Here is a 13,260-nt window from a genome sequence, read left to right as displayed (position 1 = left end):
CCGGTTGGCCGGGTCCGCGACTTGTCGTGCCGGTCGGCCAAGTCCAAGGCCGTCCGCGCCTTTTGTCGGGGGACAACATGAAATCCTTACGCTTCGACACGGCCAACCTGCTTTGCGGTTTGCTGTTCATCGGGCTTGGCCTCTTCTTCGTCATTCAATCCTTGTCGCTGGAACTCGGAACCGCGTTTCGCATGGGGCCGGGCTACTTCCCGCTCGTGCTTGCCGGTGTACTGACGCTGCTCGGCGTCGTCATCCTTGTGCAGTCCGTGAAGGTCACCGGCGAGGTGATCGGCGCAATCGCCTGGCGCGGCATGCTCTTCATTCTGCCGGCACCGATCGTCTTCGGTCTCCTGGTGCGCGGCGCCGGTTTCGTGCCGGCCCTTTTCGTTGCCGCCTTCATCGCAAGCTTCGCCTCTGAGCGGCTCCGGGTTCCGGCGGCTCTCGCGCTTGCGACGGGCATCACCTTCTTCTCGGTCCTCGTGTTCAGCTACGGCCTAGGCCTGCCGTTCGAACGCTTCGGCCCCTGGTTCCGTTGAGGCGACGAACATGGATTTCATCAGCAATCTTGCCCTCGGTTTCGCGACCGCCGGTTCCATCGAGAACCTGTTCTTCTGCCTGATCGGTGTCATCCTGGGCACGCTGATTGGCGTGCTTCCCGGCATCGGTGCGACAGCCACGATCGCCATGCTCTTGCCGATCACCTTCCAGCTTGAGCCCGTCTCGTCGCTGATCATGCTCGCCGGCATCTATTACGGCGCGCAGTATGGCGGTTCGACCACGGCCATCCTGATCAACATGCCGGGCGAATCCTCATCCGCCGTCACCGCGATCGACGGCTACCAGATGGCCCGCAATGGCAGGGCAGGGGCGGCACTCGCGATTGCCGCAATCGGCTCCTTCTTCGCCGGCACCGTCTCGACCTTCCTCGTCGCGATCTTCGCGCCGCCGCTCACCGCCATCGCGCTCGAATTCGGGGCTGCCGAGTACTTCTCCCTAATGATCGTCGGTCTCGTCTCGTCGATCGCGCTCGCCCATGGGTCGATCATCAAGGCGCTAGCCATGGTCGCACTCGGCCTGTTGCTCGGCCTTGTCGGCACGGACATTTATTCCGGCACGCCGCGTTTCACGATGGGGATCACCGAATATGCGGATGGTCTGAATTTCGTCGCTGTCGCCGTCGGTGTCTTCGGTGTCGCTGAAATCCTTCGCAATCTCGAAAGCGATCGTAACCGGACAGTCCTGATCACTAAGGTCAGCGGCCTGATGCCGACGCGTGACGACTTCAAGCGGATGGTCGGCCCGGTGCTGCGCGGCACAGGCATTGGCTCGGCGCTCGGCATCCTGCCGGGTGGCGGCGCGATCTTGGCGTCCTTCGCGTCCTACACGGTCGAAAAGCGCATGTCGAAGAACCCGCAGGAGTTCGGGCATGGTGCTATCGAAGGGGTAGCAGGTCCGGAATCGGCCAACAATGCCGGCGCGCAGACCTCGTTCATCCCGCTGCTCACCCTCGGTATTCCGGCAAACCCGGTCATGGCGCTGATGGTCGGTGCGATGATCATCCAGGGCATCGTGCCCGGTCCGAATGTCGCCAGCGAACAGCCGGCCCTGTTCTGGGGCATTATTGCCTCGATGTGGATCGGTAACCTGATGCTGCTGGTTTTGAACCTGCCGCTGATCGGGCTCTGGGTGAAGCTTCTGACGATCCCCTATTACGTGCTCTTCCCGATCATCATGGCCTTCTGCTCGATCGGGGTCTACAGCGTCAACGGCAACATCTACGACCTCTATGCCGTCGCCTTCTTCGGGCTCATCGGCTACGTGCTGGTCAAGCTGCGCTGCGAGCCGGCACCCTTGTTGCTCGGCTTCGTTTTGGGACCGTTGCTCGAGGAGAACTTGCGGCGAGCGATGATCCTGTCGCGCGGCGATCCGTCGACCTTCGTCACCCGGCCGATCAGCCTCACCCTGCTGCTGCTCGCGCTTGCGGTTCTGATCGTGGTCTTCCTTCCGAGCGTCAAGAAGAAGCGCGAGGAGGTCTTCCAGGAAGAGGACTGAGGTCTTTGATCCTGGTACTTTGCAAAGGCCGGCGGAGACGCCGGCCTTTTTTCATCAGGGCGCACCGGGCGCGAGAAGCGATGTCCAATTGCGGATGAATTCCTCGCGCGTCGCCCTGTCCTGGGCGGCAAGGAGCGCCGGGCCGACACGGATCGGGCGGCCGATGCCGGATTCGATCAGCGAGATCGGCCCATCAACGCCGGGTGGCAAAGGTGCGTTTTCGGCAAAGTAGAAGGCCTTTTCCCGCGCGACCTTCTGGCCGCGCTCCGAGACCAGATAATCGACGAAGCGAGCGGCGAGGTCGGGCTGTGGCGAATGGGTCGGGATCATCGCGCCGCGGGTGAGGATCAGCGTATAATCGCGCGGCACGACCACCCGCATGTCATTGTTGCGCAGATAGCGCGCATAGGCATAGGAGCCGAGGATGTTGTAGGCGATCTTCAACCTGCCGGTCTCGATCAGGTCGAGCACTTCCTTGTTGCAACAGCTGGTCACAACCTGCGCGCGGCTGAAGCTCTCCAGCAGACGGCCGTAGCTTGTCGGCGCCTGTTGCGCGTCATGGAAGGCTAGCAGATAGCCCACGCCTGACAGTTTGACGTTGTAGGTGCCGATCCGTGTCCAGTATTCGTCCGGCTTGCGGCGCAGGAGTTCGGCGATCTCGACATGCGAGCGGGGCACATCCTCCGGCGGCACCTGCGCGGCGTGATAGACGATGACGGCGGGCTCGAAGGCAAAGCCGAAGATTTCGTCGCGCCAGTTTGCCCAGGCCGAAACACGCTCCGTTTCCTCCGACTGGTGGGACCTGGCGCAGCCGTCATTGGCGAGCTTGACGAGATGGTCGACCGACGAGGAAATCCAGAGGTCGCCGTGGCTCCGCCGCTGGCGACAGGCCAGTTCCGCCTCGCGGAAGAGATCGTTGCTGACATAGTCGTTGAATTCGACCGTCACGTCGCGCGCCGTTTCCTGGAAGTCCCGGATCAGCGGCGCAATGACGTCGGCGTCCGTCACCCCGTTGATGACAAGTCTTGTCCGCTCCTGTTCAGGTGCGGGGAAGACGGAGCGCTCGCCCTCAATCGCGAGAGCCGAGGTCGAGGCCAGGGCCGCCGTTACACATCCCGACACCACGGCGCGGAACATCGTCGACAGGTTCATGCGTTTGGCCTCGCATCGATCAGGGGAAGTTCAAGAAAGGTGGTGAAGCCTGTCCCGGGCGTCCGTTCGCGGAAGGCCAGCGCACCGTTCAGCGTTGTGGCCACCTCAGAGGCGATGGCGAAGCCGAGGCCGGAGCTGCCTTCGCCTGACTTCGAAGAGACGAAGCGTCGGGTCACTTGCGCCCAGTCCTGGGCCGGGATGCCTGGGCCATCGTCTTCAACCTCGACCAGAACGAAATCGCCGCGCCGGATCACCCGCACCGCAAGGCTCGACACCACACCATGGCGCAGCGAATTGTCGATGACGTTGACGATCGCCTCGCGCAGGCTCAAGCCATCACCGAGCACCATCAGCGGCTCCGGCGGCGCCTCGAATGAAACGACGATGTCGGGGTCGATGGTGATCGGGACGGCGGCGCGGAAGGCTTTACGCGCGACATCGACGACGTCGATCGGCGAGAGTTGCACGGAATCGAAACGGTGGATGACCATGGCATGGTTGAGCAATTGCGTGGTGAACCGCGCAAGCTCCGATGCCCGGTTCTTCACCCGGTCGAGGTGACGGCGGTCATTCTCCGAAAGTGCTTCTTCGTTGATCAGGCTGACCTGGGCCGATAATGCCGTCAGTGGGGTGCGGATCTGATGGGCGCTGTCGGCGATGAAGCGCTGCAACAGCTGCAATCGGTCATCCAGTCGGCCCATGAAGTGGTTGATGGATTCCACGAAGGGGGAGAGCTCGCGAGGCACGTCGACGGCGAGCGGTGTCAGGTCCTGGCTGTCGCGGCGGCGAAGCGTGTCGCCGAGTGCATCGAGCGGCCGTAGCGAATAACGCACGGCAAGAATTGTCCCTCCGAGCGCAAGCAGGCTCATGACCCCGACCAGCGCTAGGGCACGGGTCGTCAATTCGGTCGTCAGTTCCTGGCGGGCCCCGATGGTCTGGGCGATCAGGACCTTGGCCCAACCACCGAGCAAGGGATCGGCAATCGCGCGGCTCGCTGCCACCATGCGCACCGGCTGATCGCGGAAGCGTGAGGTCTGGAACAGAGTGTCGGTGCGGGCATTGGCGGTGTCGGTCGGAAACTCAAGGTCTTCGTAGCCGGTCAGCGTCGTGCCATCGGGGGCGACGACGCGGTAGAAGATCTTGTCGCGCGGCGCCAATCCGAGGAGCTCGAAGGCGCTCGGCGGCAGGTCGACAGCAATGCGGCCCTCTTCGACCACAAGGCTGTCGAGGATCTGGATCGCGGCGCCCTGAAGCAGCCGATCATAGGCCTCGTCGGCGGCCGCGCGGGCATAAAGCCAGGCCGCCGTCATCAGGATCGCGGCGCCGCCGGCGAGAACCACGGCAACCCGGATGACCAGTCGGGCAAAAAGTGAGCGCCTAGTCCTCTGCATCAGACACCAGTTGATAGCCCACGCCGCGAACGGTCACGATCCGGGCCTTTGCCCCCTCGAGCTTCTTTCGGAGGCGCCCGACATAGAGCTCAATGGCATTGGGGCCAGCCGGTTCATCGAAGCCGAAGAGCTGGTCGAGCAACTGGTCCTTGCTGAACACGCGACCCGGTCGGCTGGCGAGAATTTCAAGCAATGTCATTTCACGACGTTTCAGCGGCACTTCGCGATTGCCGACCTTGACCGAGCGCTGGGAGCGGTCGAGCAAAACGTCGCCGCAGACGATCACATTGGTTGCCTCGCCTCCGGCGCGGCGACGCATCAATACGCGGGCGCGGGCTTCGAGTTCGCGGAAGTCAAAGGGCTTCACCAGGTAGTCGTCGGCGCCGAGATCGAGCGCGCCTACGCGATCGTCGATCTCGGAGCGCGCCGTCAGGACGAGCACCGGCACGGCGCTTCCGTTGTCCCGCAGCCTCTTCAGGATCGAAAACCCGTCCATGCCGGGCAGCATGACGTCGAGGATGACGAGGTCGTATTCGGTGAAATCGAGGATATCGGCTGCAGCACGGCCGTCCGTCTGCCAGTCGACCGTATGGCCGATGGTTTCAAAGCGGCGGGAGATTGCCTCTCCGACGTCAAGCGTGTCTTCCACAAGCAGAATGCGCATGGCCGGACGCTCGCATGTCTGACGTCTGCGATCAAGCTGGCGGAAAGGCTGTATTCAGGGCTTCCGGTTAACTCGACGATAAACCGGGACCACTAAAGTTCGCCAGCAACGGGAAACGGAGACGCGGTCTTGGCAGAAGAACAGAAGGAAAGCTTCATCCGGGCGGGTTACGACCAAAGCTCGTTGCTCTATCTCATGAAGCGCATCTTCTGGCGCCTGATCGGGCCTTTGCCGGACAAGCTTTACATCCAGCTGAAGTTCTGGAGCATCAAGGGCGAATGGCCCGATGTCGACAACCCGAAGACCTTCTCGGAGAAGGTTCAGTATCGCAAAATCCATGACCGCAATCCGCTCTATGGAAAGCTGGTCGACAAGCTGGCGGTGAAGGACTACGTCGCAGAGAAGGTTGGCGCCGAGCACACGATCCCCACCTATTGGGCAGGCACCCACCTATCGGAGGTGGACTGGTCGACCATTCCGTTGCCGGCTGTGATCAAGCCCAACCATGCGAGCGGGCTTGGCGAGTTCCTTTACACGACTGAAGATGTCGAAACCCTCAAGCGCAATGACCCCTGTGCCGAATGGCTGTCGATCGACCATGCCCGGTACAACAGGGAATGGGCCTATTCGCAGGTCGCGCGGAAGGTTGTCATCGAGAAGATGCTCAGCAAGGATGGTGGCATCCCCTGGGATTATCGCTGTTTCGTCTTCAACGGACGGCTGTCGCACATCATCATCGATACGCGCACCGACGATCAGGGCTATTCCGCGACCTATTCGCGTTCATGGGAACGCCTGCCGTTCTACGACCCGGACTACTATCCGCCCTATCCGAACGAGATCCCGCGCCCGGAGCAGCTGGACCTGATGGTGTCGCTGTCGGAAACCTTGGGGCGTGATCTGGATTTCGTCCGCGTCGACCTGTTCGATACGGGCGACAATCTCTTCGTCGGTGAGCTCACGCTTTATCCGGGCGGCGGCTTCGAAGCCTTCGAGCCGCCGGAATATGATCGCCTTGTCGGAGACAAATGGCAGATCGCCGGATCGCGGATGTAATGTCAGGCCTGGTGCAGGCCAGCCGGCGTCTGCATGGCGGCCAGTACATCTGCCGGGGGTGCCTGTAGCGCTTCGATCAGCGATGCCATGATCGCCGTTCTCAGTGCATAAGTGTTGGCTGTGGTTTTCTTGTGGTCCAATCTCTGAGCGGCGACGACCAGATTGGCACCCTGCTGCATTACAATCTCATGAGCCCTGACCATTGCCCAGGTCTCGATATCGATCTGTTCCCGCATGTCCGCATCCCCAGCTAAGTCATTTAGCCCGCGAGGCTTTCTCGAATCAGCCTCATATTTCAAGGATATTCGATTATCTCGATTGGTTAAATCAGCAATCCAAAAAAGGTCATGAATTGCGAAACAAGGCGGTTGCTTCCTCGGAAACTGGTTGCGTAGCAGCTTTCAAGCTTCCTTAAGACGGTTGTGTTTTTGTTGTGATGCATAATTTAGGAGCCGTGATGACCTGCCAGGGTTGCAAGAATGGGACCGCCTTCGAGTCACGATTTTCGATGGCATTTCAGCCCATCATAGATACCCGGCGTCGCGAGGTTTTCGCCCATGAGGCGCTCGTCCGTGGCCGTGATGGCAGCGGCGCCGTGTCGGTGCTTTCACTTGTCGATCCCGACAATCGCTACGCCTTCGACCAGCAATGCAGAGTACGTGCAATCGAATTGGCTGCGAACCTCTTTCCTCGCAACGCGATGCCGCATCTGTCGATCAATTTCATGCCGAATGCCGTCTACGAACCGCGCGCCTGCATTCGCCAGACGCTCGAGACCGCACGGCGAACCGACTTCCCGCTCGACCGCATCATTTTCGAGTTTACCGAAGTCGAGAAGCTCGACACCGCGCATCTCCTCAACATTCTGAAGAGCTATCGCGAGATCGGCTTCAAGACGGCGATCGACGATTTCGGTGCCGGTTATTCAGGCCTCAACCTTCTCACGCGCTTCCAGCCTGACCTCGTGAAGCTCGACATGGATCTCATCCGGGGCATCGATACCGATACGGTGAAGCAGATCGTCGTCAGCCGGACGCTCGACATGCTGCGCGATCTCGGCGTGACCGCGGTTTGCGAAGGTGTGGAGACGGCGGGTGAGCTTCAGCTGCTGACGGAACTCGGCGTGGATCTGATCCAGGGCTACTATATCGCCCGGCCGACCTTCGAGGGGCTCAGCCCCATTCCGACTGCGCTTGCCGCCTGAAAATTCCCAATCCCCGTATAAAAGAAGGGCCGCTCTCATGAGCGGCCCTTCCTCGTTCGGAACTGTTTCAGACCTTAGAAGTCCATTCCACCGGCCGGCATTGCCGGGGCGGCTTCCTTCTTCGGTTTCTCGGCGATCATCGCTTCGGTGGTGATCAGCAGGCCTGCCACCGATGCTGCATCCTGAAGCGCCGTGCGGACGACCTTGGCCGGATCGATGACGCCCTGGGTAAAGAGGTCGCCATACTCGCCAGTCTGGGCGTTCCAGCCATAAGCGAATTCCGACGTCTCGCGCAGCTTGCCGACGATGATCGAGCCCTCTGCACCTGCGTTTTCGGCGATCTGGCGCACCGGGGCTTCGATTGCGCGGCGAATGATCTCGATGCCGACGCGCTGGTCGTCATTGGCGGTCTTCAGGTTGTCGAGTGCCTTGACCGAACGCAGGAGGGCAACGCCACCACCGGGCAGGATTCCCTCCTCGACGGCCGCGCGGGTCGCATGCAGGGCGTCGTCCACGCGGTCCTTCTTTTCCTTGACTTCCACTTCGGTCGAGCCGCCGACGCGGATGACGGCAACGCCACCGGCGAGCTTGGCCAGACGCTCCTGCAGCTTTTCGCGGTCGTAGTCGGAGGAGGTCTCCTCGATCTGCGCCTTGATTTGGGCCACCCGGCCGTCGATCTCGGCCTTGGAGCCGGCGCCGTTGATGATGGTGGTGTTTTCCTTCTCGATCGACACCTTCTTCGAACGTCCCAGCATGTTGAGGGTGACGTTTTCGAGCTTGATGCCGAGGTCTTCGGAGATGACCGTACCACCCGTCAGGATGGCGATGTCCTCGAGCATGGCCTTGCGGCGGTCGCCGAAGCCCGGTGCCTTGACGGCCGCCACCTTCAGGCCACCGCGCAGCTTGTTGACGACGAGGGTCGCGAGCGCTTCGCCTTCGACGTCTTCCGCGATGATGACAAGCGGCTTGCCGGACTGGACGACGGCTTCGAGGACTGGCAGCAGGGCCTGCAGGTTCGACAGCTTCTTCTCGTGGATCAGGATGTAGGGATCGTCGAGTTCGACGCGCATCTTCTCCTGGTTGGTCACGAAGTAGGGCGAGAGATAGCCGCGGTCGAACTGCATGCCTTCCACGACTTCGAGTTCGGTGTCGGCCGTCTTGGCTTCCTCGACGGTGATCACGCCGTCATTGCCGACCTTCTCCATCGCTTCGGCGAGGTAACGGCCGATCTCGGTGTCGCCATTGGCGGAGATGGTGCCGACCTGGGCGATCTCGGCATTGTTGGAGATCTTCCGGGCATTGGCTTTCAGTTCGGCCACGACAGCTTCGACGGCGAGGTCGACGCCGCGCTTGAGGTCCATCGGGTTGAGGCCGGAGGCGACGGCCTTCGCACCTTCCTTGACGATGGCCTGGGCGAGCACGGTTGCCGTGGTGGTGCCGTCGCCGGCGAGATCATTCGTCTTGGACGCCACTTCGCGCAGCATCTGCGCGCCCATGTTCTCGAACTTGTCCTCAAGCTCGATTTCCTTGGCGACCGAGACGCCATCCTTGGTGATACGGGGTGCACCGAAGGACTTGTCGATGACGACATTTCGGCCCTTGGGACCGAGCGTCACCTTCACGGCATTGGCGAGGATGTCGACGCCACGCAGCATCTTTTCGCGGGCATCGGTGTGGAATTTCACTTCTTTTGCAGCCATGGTTCACTCCTCAAAGGCAAATGATGACTGATGGTTCTCAGGCGGCTTTCTTTTCGGCGGCCTGGGCTTCGATGATGCCCATGACGTCGGCTTCCTTCATGATCAGCAGCTCTTCGCCGTCGATCTTTATCTCGGTGCCGGACCATTTGCCGAAGAGAACGCGGTCGCCGACCTTCACGTCGAGGGCGACGATCTGGCCCTGGTCGTTGCGAGCGCCGGGGCCAACGGCGATGACTTCGCCTTCCTGCGGCTTTTCCTTGGCAGTGTCGGGAATGATGATGCCGCCCTTGGTCTTCTCCTCGGACGAAACGCGGCGGACGACGATGCGGTCGTGCAGCGGACGGAACTTCATGTTTTCCTCCTGGACAAACAAAATGGAACGTCCCCAAAGGCCGGACCGGATTGGGTCCGGGCGGGTCGCCGGACCCTTCAATGGCATCCGGCGCGCGAAGATTTGGTTTTTCCGATTTTGCGTTTCAAGAGGCGTCCACGAAAAAATCAGCACTCATTTACTCTGCTGCTAACAGTATGAATTTGCTATAAAATTCAAGAACTCTATTGTTTTTCCGCAATTTTTTGGCAGACTTTTTATCGCCAACTAACAAGAGGGAAACCGCATGAATTCATCGCATGACTTCACCCTCCAGATGGAGGGGTATGGCCTCACCACTGCGCATATCCTCTATCGGATGCCGGACTTTCGTTCCGTGTTGCAGACCTTCCTCTGGCAGCATTACGACTTGGCGCCAAACTTTCCGGAAATGACCAAATTTCTCGAATTCTGGCGGACCAATCTCGACGGTGATCTGCATTCGGTGCGCTTCAGTCACCAGCGGCTGATCGGCCCCAATGAGTGGCGCAAGCTGGATGGAGAATTCGACTTCCACTGATGCTGCAGCATGCACCGGCCGAGGTTGGAACAAGGGGGGCAGGAGGGCGTTAGCTGGCGTCGGATACCGCCAGCCGCAAGGATGCCAGCATGCCTTTTCCCGTTTCAACCTACCGCCTTCAATTTCGCGGTGGCATGGATTTCAACCGTGCCATCGGCCTCTTGCCTTATCTGAAGCGGCTCGGGATCACGCATCTCTACGCGTCCCCCGTTTTCGCCGCCACGGCCGGATCGACCCATGGTTATGACGTCACCGATGCGAACCTGATCGATCCGGTGCTCGGCGGTCGTGCGGGGCTTGAGCAGCTTGCAGCCGCGTTGAAGGCGCAAGGACTGCGTCTCATCCTCGACATCGTACCGAACCATATGGCGGCGAGCCTGGAGAATCCCTGGTGGCGCAGCGTCATCGAGTGGGGAGAAGCCAGCCGCTACGGGCATTACTTCGACATCGACTGGAGCCAGCGTCTCACCCTGCCGTTTCTTGGAAAACCCTTCGAGCAGGCGGTGGTGGACGGCGAGATATCGCTGACGCTCGACCGTAATGAGGGTGCGCTCGCCTTCAAGTACTTCGACAGCCTCTATCCGCTGAACCCCTCCACCTATCCGGCGGTCCTCAACAGTTGCAGTGATCCAATGGCCGCTCAGCTTGGCGAACTCGGACGGCAGGTCAAGCCCGGCGATGAGCAGGCGTTTCACAATTCGGTGCTGGCGCTTTGCGGTGAGCACGGCTGTGAACGGCTGCTGCAGGAATTGAACGCCAAGGCACAGGCAGGGGAATTCCTGCTCTTCCTGCATGATCTTCAACCATGGCGCCTGATGCATTGGAGCGAAGCGGCGAGAGGCCTGAGCTATCGACGGTTCTTCGAAATCGCCGGACTCGTGGGGCTGCGCGTGGAGGCAGTGGATGTTTTCGAGGCGGCTCACCGGACGGTGCTGGAACTGGTGCGTGCCGGCCAGGTGGACGGGCTGCGCATCGACCACGTGGACGGGCTTGCCGATCCGACCGGTTATCTGGAGCAGTTGCGGGCCGCCGTTGGGCCGGAGATCCCGATCTACGTCGAGAAAATCCTGGCGTCCGGCGAAGAGTTGCCGAAGGCCTGGCCCGTGCAGGGCTCGACCGGCTACGAATTCATCGCAGCCCAAGTGCCTGTCATTCTTGATTCCGCAGGCTTCCTTGCCATGCGAGAGGCCTATGCCGATGTCGCCGGGCCCCAGGCTCCCGTCGCGGATAAGATGCGGGACGCGAAACTGCAGATGGTCCGGGTGAATTTTGCCGGTGAGGTGAAGGCGCTGGTTGACCTGGGTTCGCGCCTGCTCGGGCAAACGACGGACCTGGTTCGGAGAGCTCTCGAGGAGTTGCTGCTCGCCTTCCCACGCTACCGGACCTATGGCACCGATCAGGGCATGCCGGCTGCAGATCGTGCCCTACTCGATGAAGTGCTGTCGTCTGTCACAGACCGGCTCGGGGGCGATGCTCAGGCGGTGGCAGAGGATCTGGTCACCCTGCTCAAGGGTGACGGCGTGGCGGCAGAGAACCGCCCATCGGCAGCGATCTTCCGTCGTCGCTTCCAGCAGTTGACCGGTCCGCTGATGGCCAAGTCTCTCGAAGACACGCTGTTCTTTCGCCATGTGGAGTTCCTGGCTCTCAACGAGGTGGGCGGCGAACTCGAGCCGGAAGACGGCGGCTTGCAGCACTTCCACGCCGAGATGCAGCGGCGGGCAGAGCATCAACCGCTTGGGCTTTCGGCCTCTTCCACCCATGACACCAAGCGCGGCGAGGATGCCCGCGCCCGCCTCTTTGCGCTCGCCGAAGATGCGCCGCGGTTTGCTCGCCTGATCGAAAGGTGGCGCAAGGCGCATGAGAGTGCCGTCATCGACATCGACGGACGGATGGCGCCGGAGCCGGAAGTTCAGTGGATGATCTTCCAGGCCCTTATCGGTCACTGGCCGGTCGATCTTAGTGCGGATGACCGGGAAGGCCTGTCGGATTTTTCCGAGCGTGTCACGGCCTTCGTTGAAAAATCCCTGCGGGAGGCGAAGCTTCGGACCGACTGGAACAAGGTGAATGCGGAGTATGAGGCCGCTGCCGCAGATTATGTGCGCGCACTGCTGGGCGATCACGACTTCGTCGCCGAGTTGGTGCGGGAGATCCAGCCTTTGATCCGGGCAGGACTGATCAACGGACTGACGCAGACCGTAATCAAACTCACGGCGCCCGGTATCCCGGATATCTATCAGGGGAGCGAGGCGATCGATCTGAGCTTTGTCGATCCTGACAATCGACGTCTGCCACTGTTCGATACGCTCTGTGAGTTCGATCCTGAGGCACCACTTGCCTTTGCGGACGAGCGTGCGCTGAAGGAGGGATGGCTGAAGCAGGCCGTGATCAGTCGCGGTCTTGCGCTGCGAAATCGCTATTCGTCGCTTTTCCTGGAGGGGCGCTATTTGCCGCTGACGGTCACTGGGCCGCGCCAGGCCCACGCTGTGGCTTTCGCCCGGGAGAGGGCGGGCATCTGTGCTGTGACGGTTGCCTGCCGTCTGCCGGTCGCGATGCTCGGGGAAGGCGAAGGACTGGCTTCTGCCGCGTTCTGGGGCGACACGGTCGTCGACTTGCCGGGGGAGATCGCCGGGCGGACTTTCACCGATGTGCTGACGGGGCGCAGATTTGCGAGTGGCAAGCCGCTTGCGCTGCGCGACCTCTTGGATGGTCAGACGGTGGTCATGCTGATGTCAGAGGTGGAGTGAGATAGGCGCGGGTGCGGATGCGCCTTAGGGCGCATCGCATCCTCCGGCGCCGCCCTCAGGCGGCGGATCGGGCTCGCGGCAGGAAGCTCACGAGTTTCTGCGGGTTTGAACACTGGGGCATGCCGGCTTCATAGGCGGCCGCGATAAAGGCGCTTCGGGCAAGTTCTGTGGCCCGCGAACCCCACAAGGCGTTCTGACACAGGCGCAGAGCCCGCTGATAGGCCTCGCCGCGCCGGGTCGGCCATTCCGCGTCAAGAAAATCGAGCGCGTCATAGGCATTCAGGAAACGCCGCGTCAGGCCACAGGGCAGTTCGAGCTCGACGGGGATGTTCCAGGTAAAATCGGCTTCAGTCATGCCTTCCTCCATTTCGCAGCGGTGAACTCGCAAGCGGCTCACCGGTTCCCGG

13 protein-coding genes are annotated in these 13,260 nt (G+C 61.3%); 6 read left to right on the top strand and 7 right to left on the bottom strand.

Annotated features, from left to right (window positions below; translation table 11 throughout):
* The first annotated feature begins 77 nt into the window (after positions 1-77).
* Together C0V73_RS03575 and C0V73_RS03570 are read left to right on the top strand one after the other, a co-directional pair.
* Positions 78-536, top strand: a complete 459-nt coding sequence (locus C0V73_RS03575) for a tripartite tricarboxylate transporter TctB family protein (RefSeq protein WP_102018589.1) — start codon at positions 78-80, stop codon at positions 534-536.
* Between the two features lie 10 nt (positions 537-546).
* A complete protein-coding gene (locus C0V73_RS03570; RefSeq protein ID WP_102018588.1) occupies positions 547-2,052 on the top strand; it encodes a tripartite tricarboxylate transporter permease in 1,506 nt (501 codons plus the stop codon).
* A gap of 54 nt (positions 2,053-2,106) precedes the next feature.
* Here C0V73_RS03570 and C0V73_RS03565 read toward each other — a convergent pair whose 3' ends face one another.
* The 3 genes from C0V73_RS03565 to C0V73_RS03555 are packed head-to-tail and all read right to left on the bottom strand — an operon-like array spanning position 2,107 to position 5,259.
* Entirely contained in the window at positions 2,107-3,204 is a 1,098-nt protein-coding gene (locus tag C0V73_RS03565) for an ABC transporter substrate-binding protein (protein ID WP_102018587.1), read from the bottom strand.
* Entirely contained in the window at positions 3,201-4,595 is a 1,395-nt protein-coding gene (locus C0V73_RS03560) for a sensor histidine kinase (RefSeq protein WP_102018586.1), read from the bottom strand. The genes C0V73_RS03565 and C0V73_RS03560 overlap by 4 nt, the downstream gene beginning before the upstream one ends.
* Positions 4,582-5,259, bottom strand: coding sequence for a response regulator transcription factor (locus tag C0V73_RS03555; protein ID WP_102018585.1), 678 nt, complete (start codon positions 5,257-5,259; stop codon positions 4,582-4,584). The genes C0V73_RS03560 and C0V73_RS03555 overlap by 14 nt, the downstream gene beginning before the upstream one ends.
* Positions 5,260-5,388: 129 nt before the next feature.
* On the opposite strand from C0V73_RS03555, the gene C0V73_RS03550 reads away from it, so the two are divergent.
* Positions 5,389-6,315: an ATP-grasp fold amidoligase family protein gene (locus C0V73_RS03550; RefSeq protein WP_102018584.1), complete on the top strand. Its 927-nt coding sequence runs from the start codon at positions 5,389-5,391 to the stop codon at positions 6,313-6,315.
* Between the two features lie 2 nt (positions 6,316-6,317).
* On the opposite strand, the gene C0V73_RS03545 is transcribed toward C0V73_RS03550, so the two are convergent.
* Entirely contained in the window at positions 6,318-6,551 is a 234-nt protein-coding gene (locus C0V73_RS03545; RefSeq protein ID WP_102018583.1) for a hypothetical protein, read from the bottom strand.
* A gap of 221 nt (positions 6,552-6,772) precedes the next feature.
* Here C0V73_RS03545 and C0V73_RS03540 point away from each other — a divergent pair, with 221 nt between their 5' ends.
* Positions 6,773-7,519 carry an EAL domain-containing protein gene (locus C0V73_RS03540; protein WP_102018582.1) on the top strand — a complete coding sequence of 249 codons (747 nt, stop codon included), beginning with the start codon at positions 6,773-6,775 and terminating at the stop codon, positions 7,517-7,519.
* A 74-nt stretch (positions 7,520-7,593) separates the two neighbouring features.
* Here the strand turns inward: C0V73_RS03540 and groL are convergent, their stop codons facing one another.
* Together groL and groES are read right to left on the bottom strand one after the other, a co-directional pair.
* Positions 7,594-9,219 (bottom strand): chaperonin GroEL, encoded by a 1,626-nt coding sequence (groL, locus tag C0V73_RS03535; RefSeq protein WP_102018581.1) that lies wholly within the window; start codon positions 9,217-9,219, stop codon positions 7,594-7,596.
* 37 nt (positions 9,220-9,256) lie between these two features.
* Positions 9,257-9,571 (bottom strand): co-chaperone GroES, encoded by a 315-nt coding sequence (gene groES, locus C0V73_RS03530; RefSeq protein ID WP_102018580.1) that lies wholly within the window; start codon positions 9,569-9,571, stop codon positions 9,257-9,259.
* A gap of 265 nt (positions 9,572-9,836) precedes the next feature.
* Here groES and C0V73_RS03525 point away from each other — a divergent pair, with 265 nt between their 5' ends.
* Entirely contained in the window at positions 9,837-10,109 is a 273-nt protein-coding gene (locus C0V73_RS03525) for an usg protein (RefSeq protein WP_102018579.1), read from the top strand.
* 89 nt (positions 10,110-10,198) lie between these two features.
* Entirely contained in the window at positions 10,199-12,853 is a 2,655-nt protein-coding gene (gene treY, locus C0V73_RS03520; protein WP_102018578.1) for a malto-oligosyltrehalose synthase, read from the top strand.
* Positions 12,854-12,908: 55 nt separating this feature from the next.
* Here the strand turns inward: treY and C0V73_RS03515 are convergent, their stop codons facing one another.
* On the bottom strand, positions 12,909-13,208 hold the full coding sequence (locus C0V73_RS03515; protein ID WP_102018927.1) for a DUF982 domain-containing protein: 300 nt from the start codon (positions 13,206-13,208) through the stop codon (positions 12,909-12,911).
* Positions 13,209-13,260 lie beyond the last annotated feature (52 nt).

Origin of the sequence: Rhizobium sp. TH135 (assembly GCF_002855515.1) — a bacterium.
In the GTDB taxonomy this organism is placed as follows: Bacteria; Pseudomonadota; Alphaproteobacteria; order Rhizobiales; family Rhizobiaceae; genus Allorhizobium.
The sequence above is the reverse complement of the archived record's forward strand: the minus strand, read 5'-3'. Positions and strand labels throughout refer to the sequence as shown.

Bases quoted from the DNA above. Each gene is read 5' to 3' on its own strand.
- C0V73_RS03545 (WP_102018583.1), bottom strand. From the start codon at position 6,551: ATGCGGGAACAGATCGATATCGAGACCTGGGCAATGGTCAGGGCTCAT.
- C0V73_RS03575 (WP_102018589.1), top strand. From the start codon at position 78: ATGAAATCCTTACGCTTCGACACGGCCAACCTGCTTTGCGGTTTGCTG.
- C0V73_RS03515 (WP_102018927.1), bottom strand. From the start codon at position 13,208: ATGACTGAAGCCGATTTTACCTGGAACATCCCCGTCGAGCTCGAACTG.
- C0V73_RS03555 (WP_102018585.1), bottom strand. From the start codon at position 5,259: ATGCGCATTCTGCTTGTGGAAGACACGCTTGACGTCGGAGAGGCAATC.
- C0V73_RS03560 (WP_102018586.1), bottom strand. From the start codon at position 4,595: ATGCAGAGGACTAGGCGCTCACTTTTTGCCCGACTGGTCATCCGGGTT.
- C0V73_RS03570 (WP_102018588.1), top strand. From the start codon at position 547: ATGGATTTCATCAGCAATCTTGCCCTCGGTTTCGCGACCGCCGGTTCC.
- groES (WP_102018580.1), bottom strand. From the start codon at position 9,571: ATGAAGTTCCGTCCGCTGCACGACCGCATCGTCGTCCGCCGCGTTTCG.
- C0V73_RS03525 (WP_102018579.1), top strand. From the start codon at position 9,837: ATGAATTCATCGCATGACTTCACCCTCCAGATGGAGGGGTATGGCCTC.
- C0V73_RS03540 (WP_102018582.1), top strand. From the start codon at position 6,773: ATGACCTGCCAGGGTTGCAAGAATGGGACCGCCTTCGAGTCACGATTT.
- treY (WP_102018578.1), top strand. From the start codon at position 10,199: ATGCCTTTTCCCGTTTCAACCTACCGCCTTCAATTTCGCGGTGGCATG.
- groL (WP_102018581.1), bottom strand. From the start codon at position 9,219: ATGGCTGCAAAAGAAGTGAAATTCCACACCGATGCCCGCGAAAAGATG.
- C0V73_RS03565 (WP_102018587.1), bottom strand. From the start codon at position 3,204: ATGAACCTGTCGACGATGTTCCGCGCCGTGGTGTCGGGATGTGTAACG.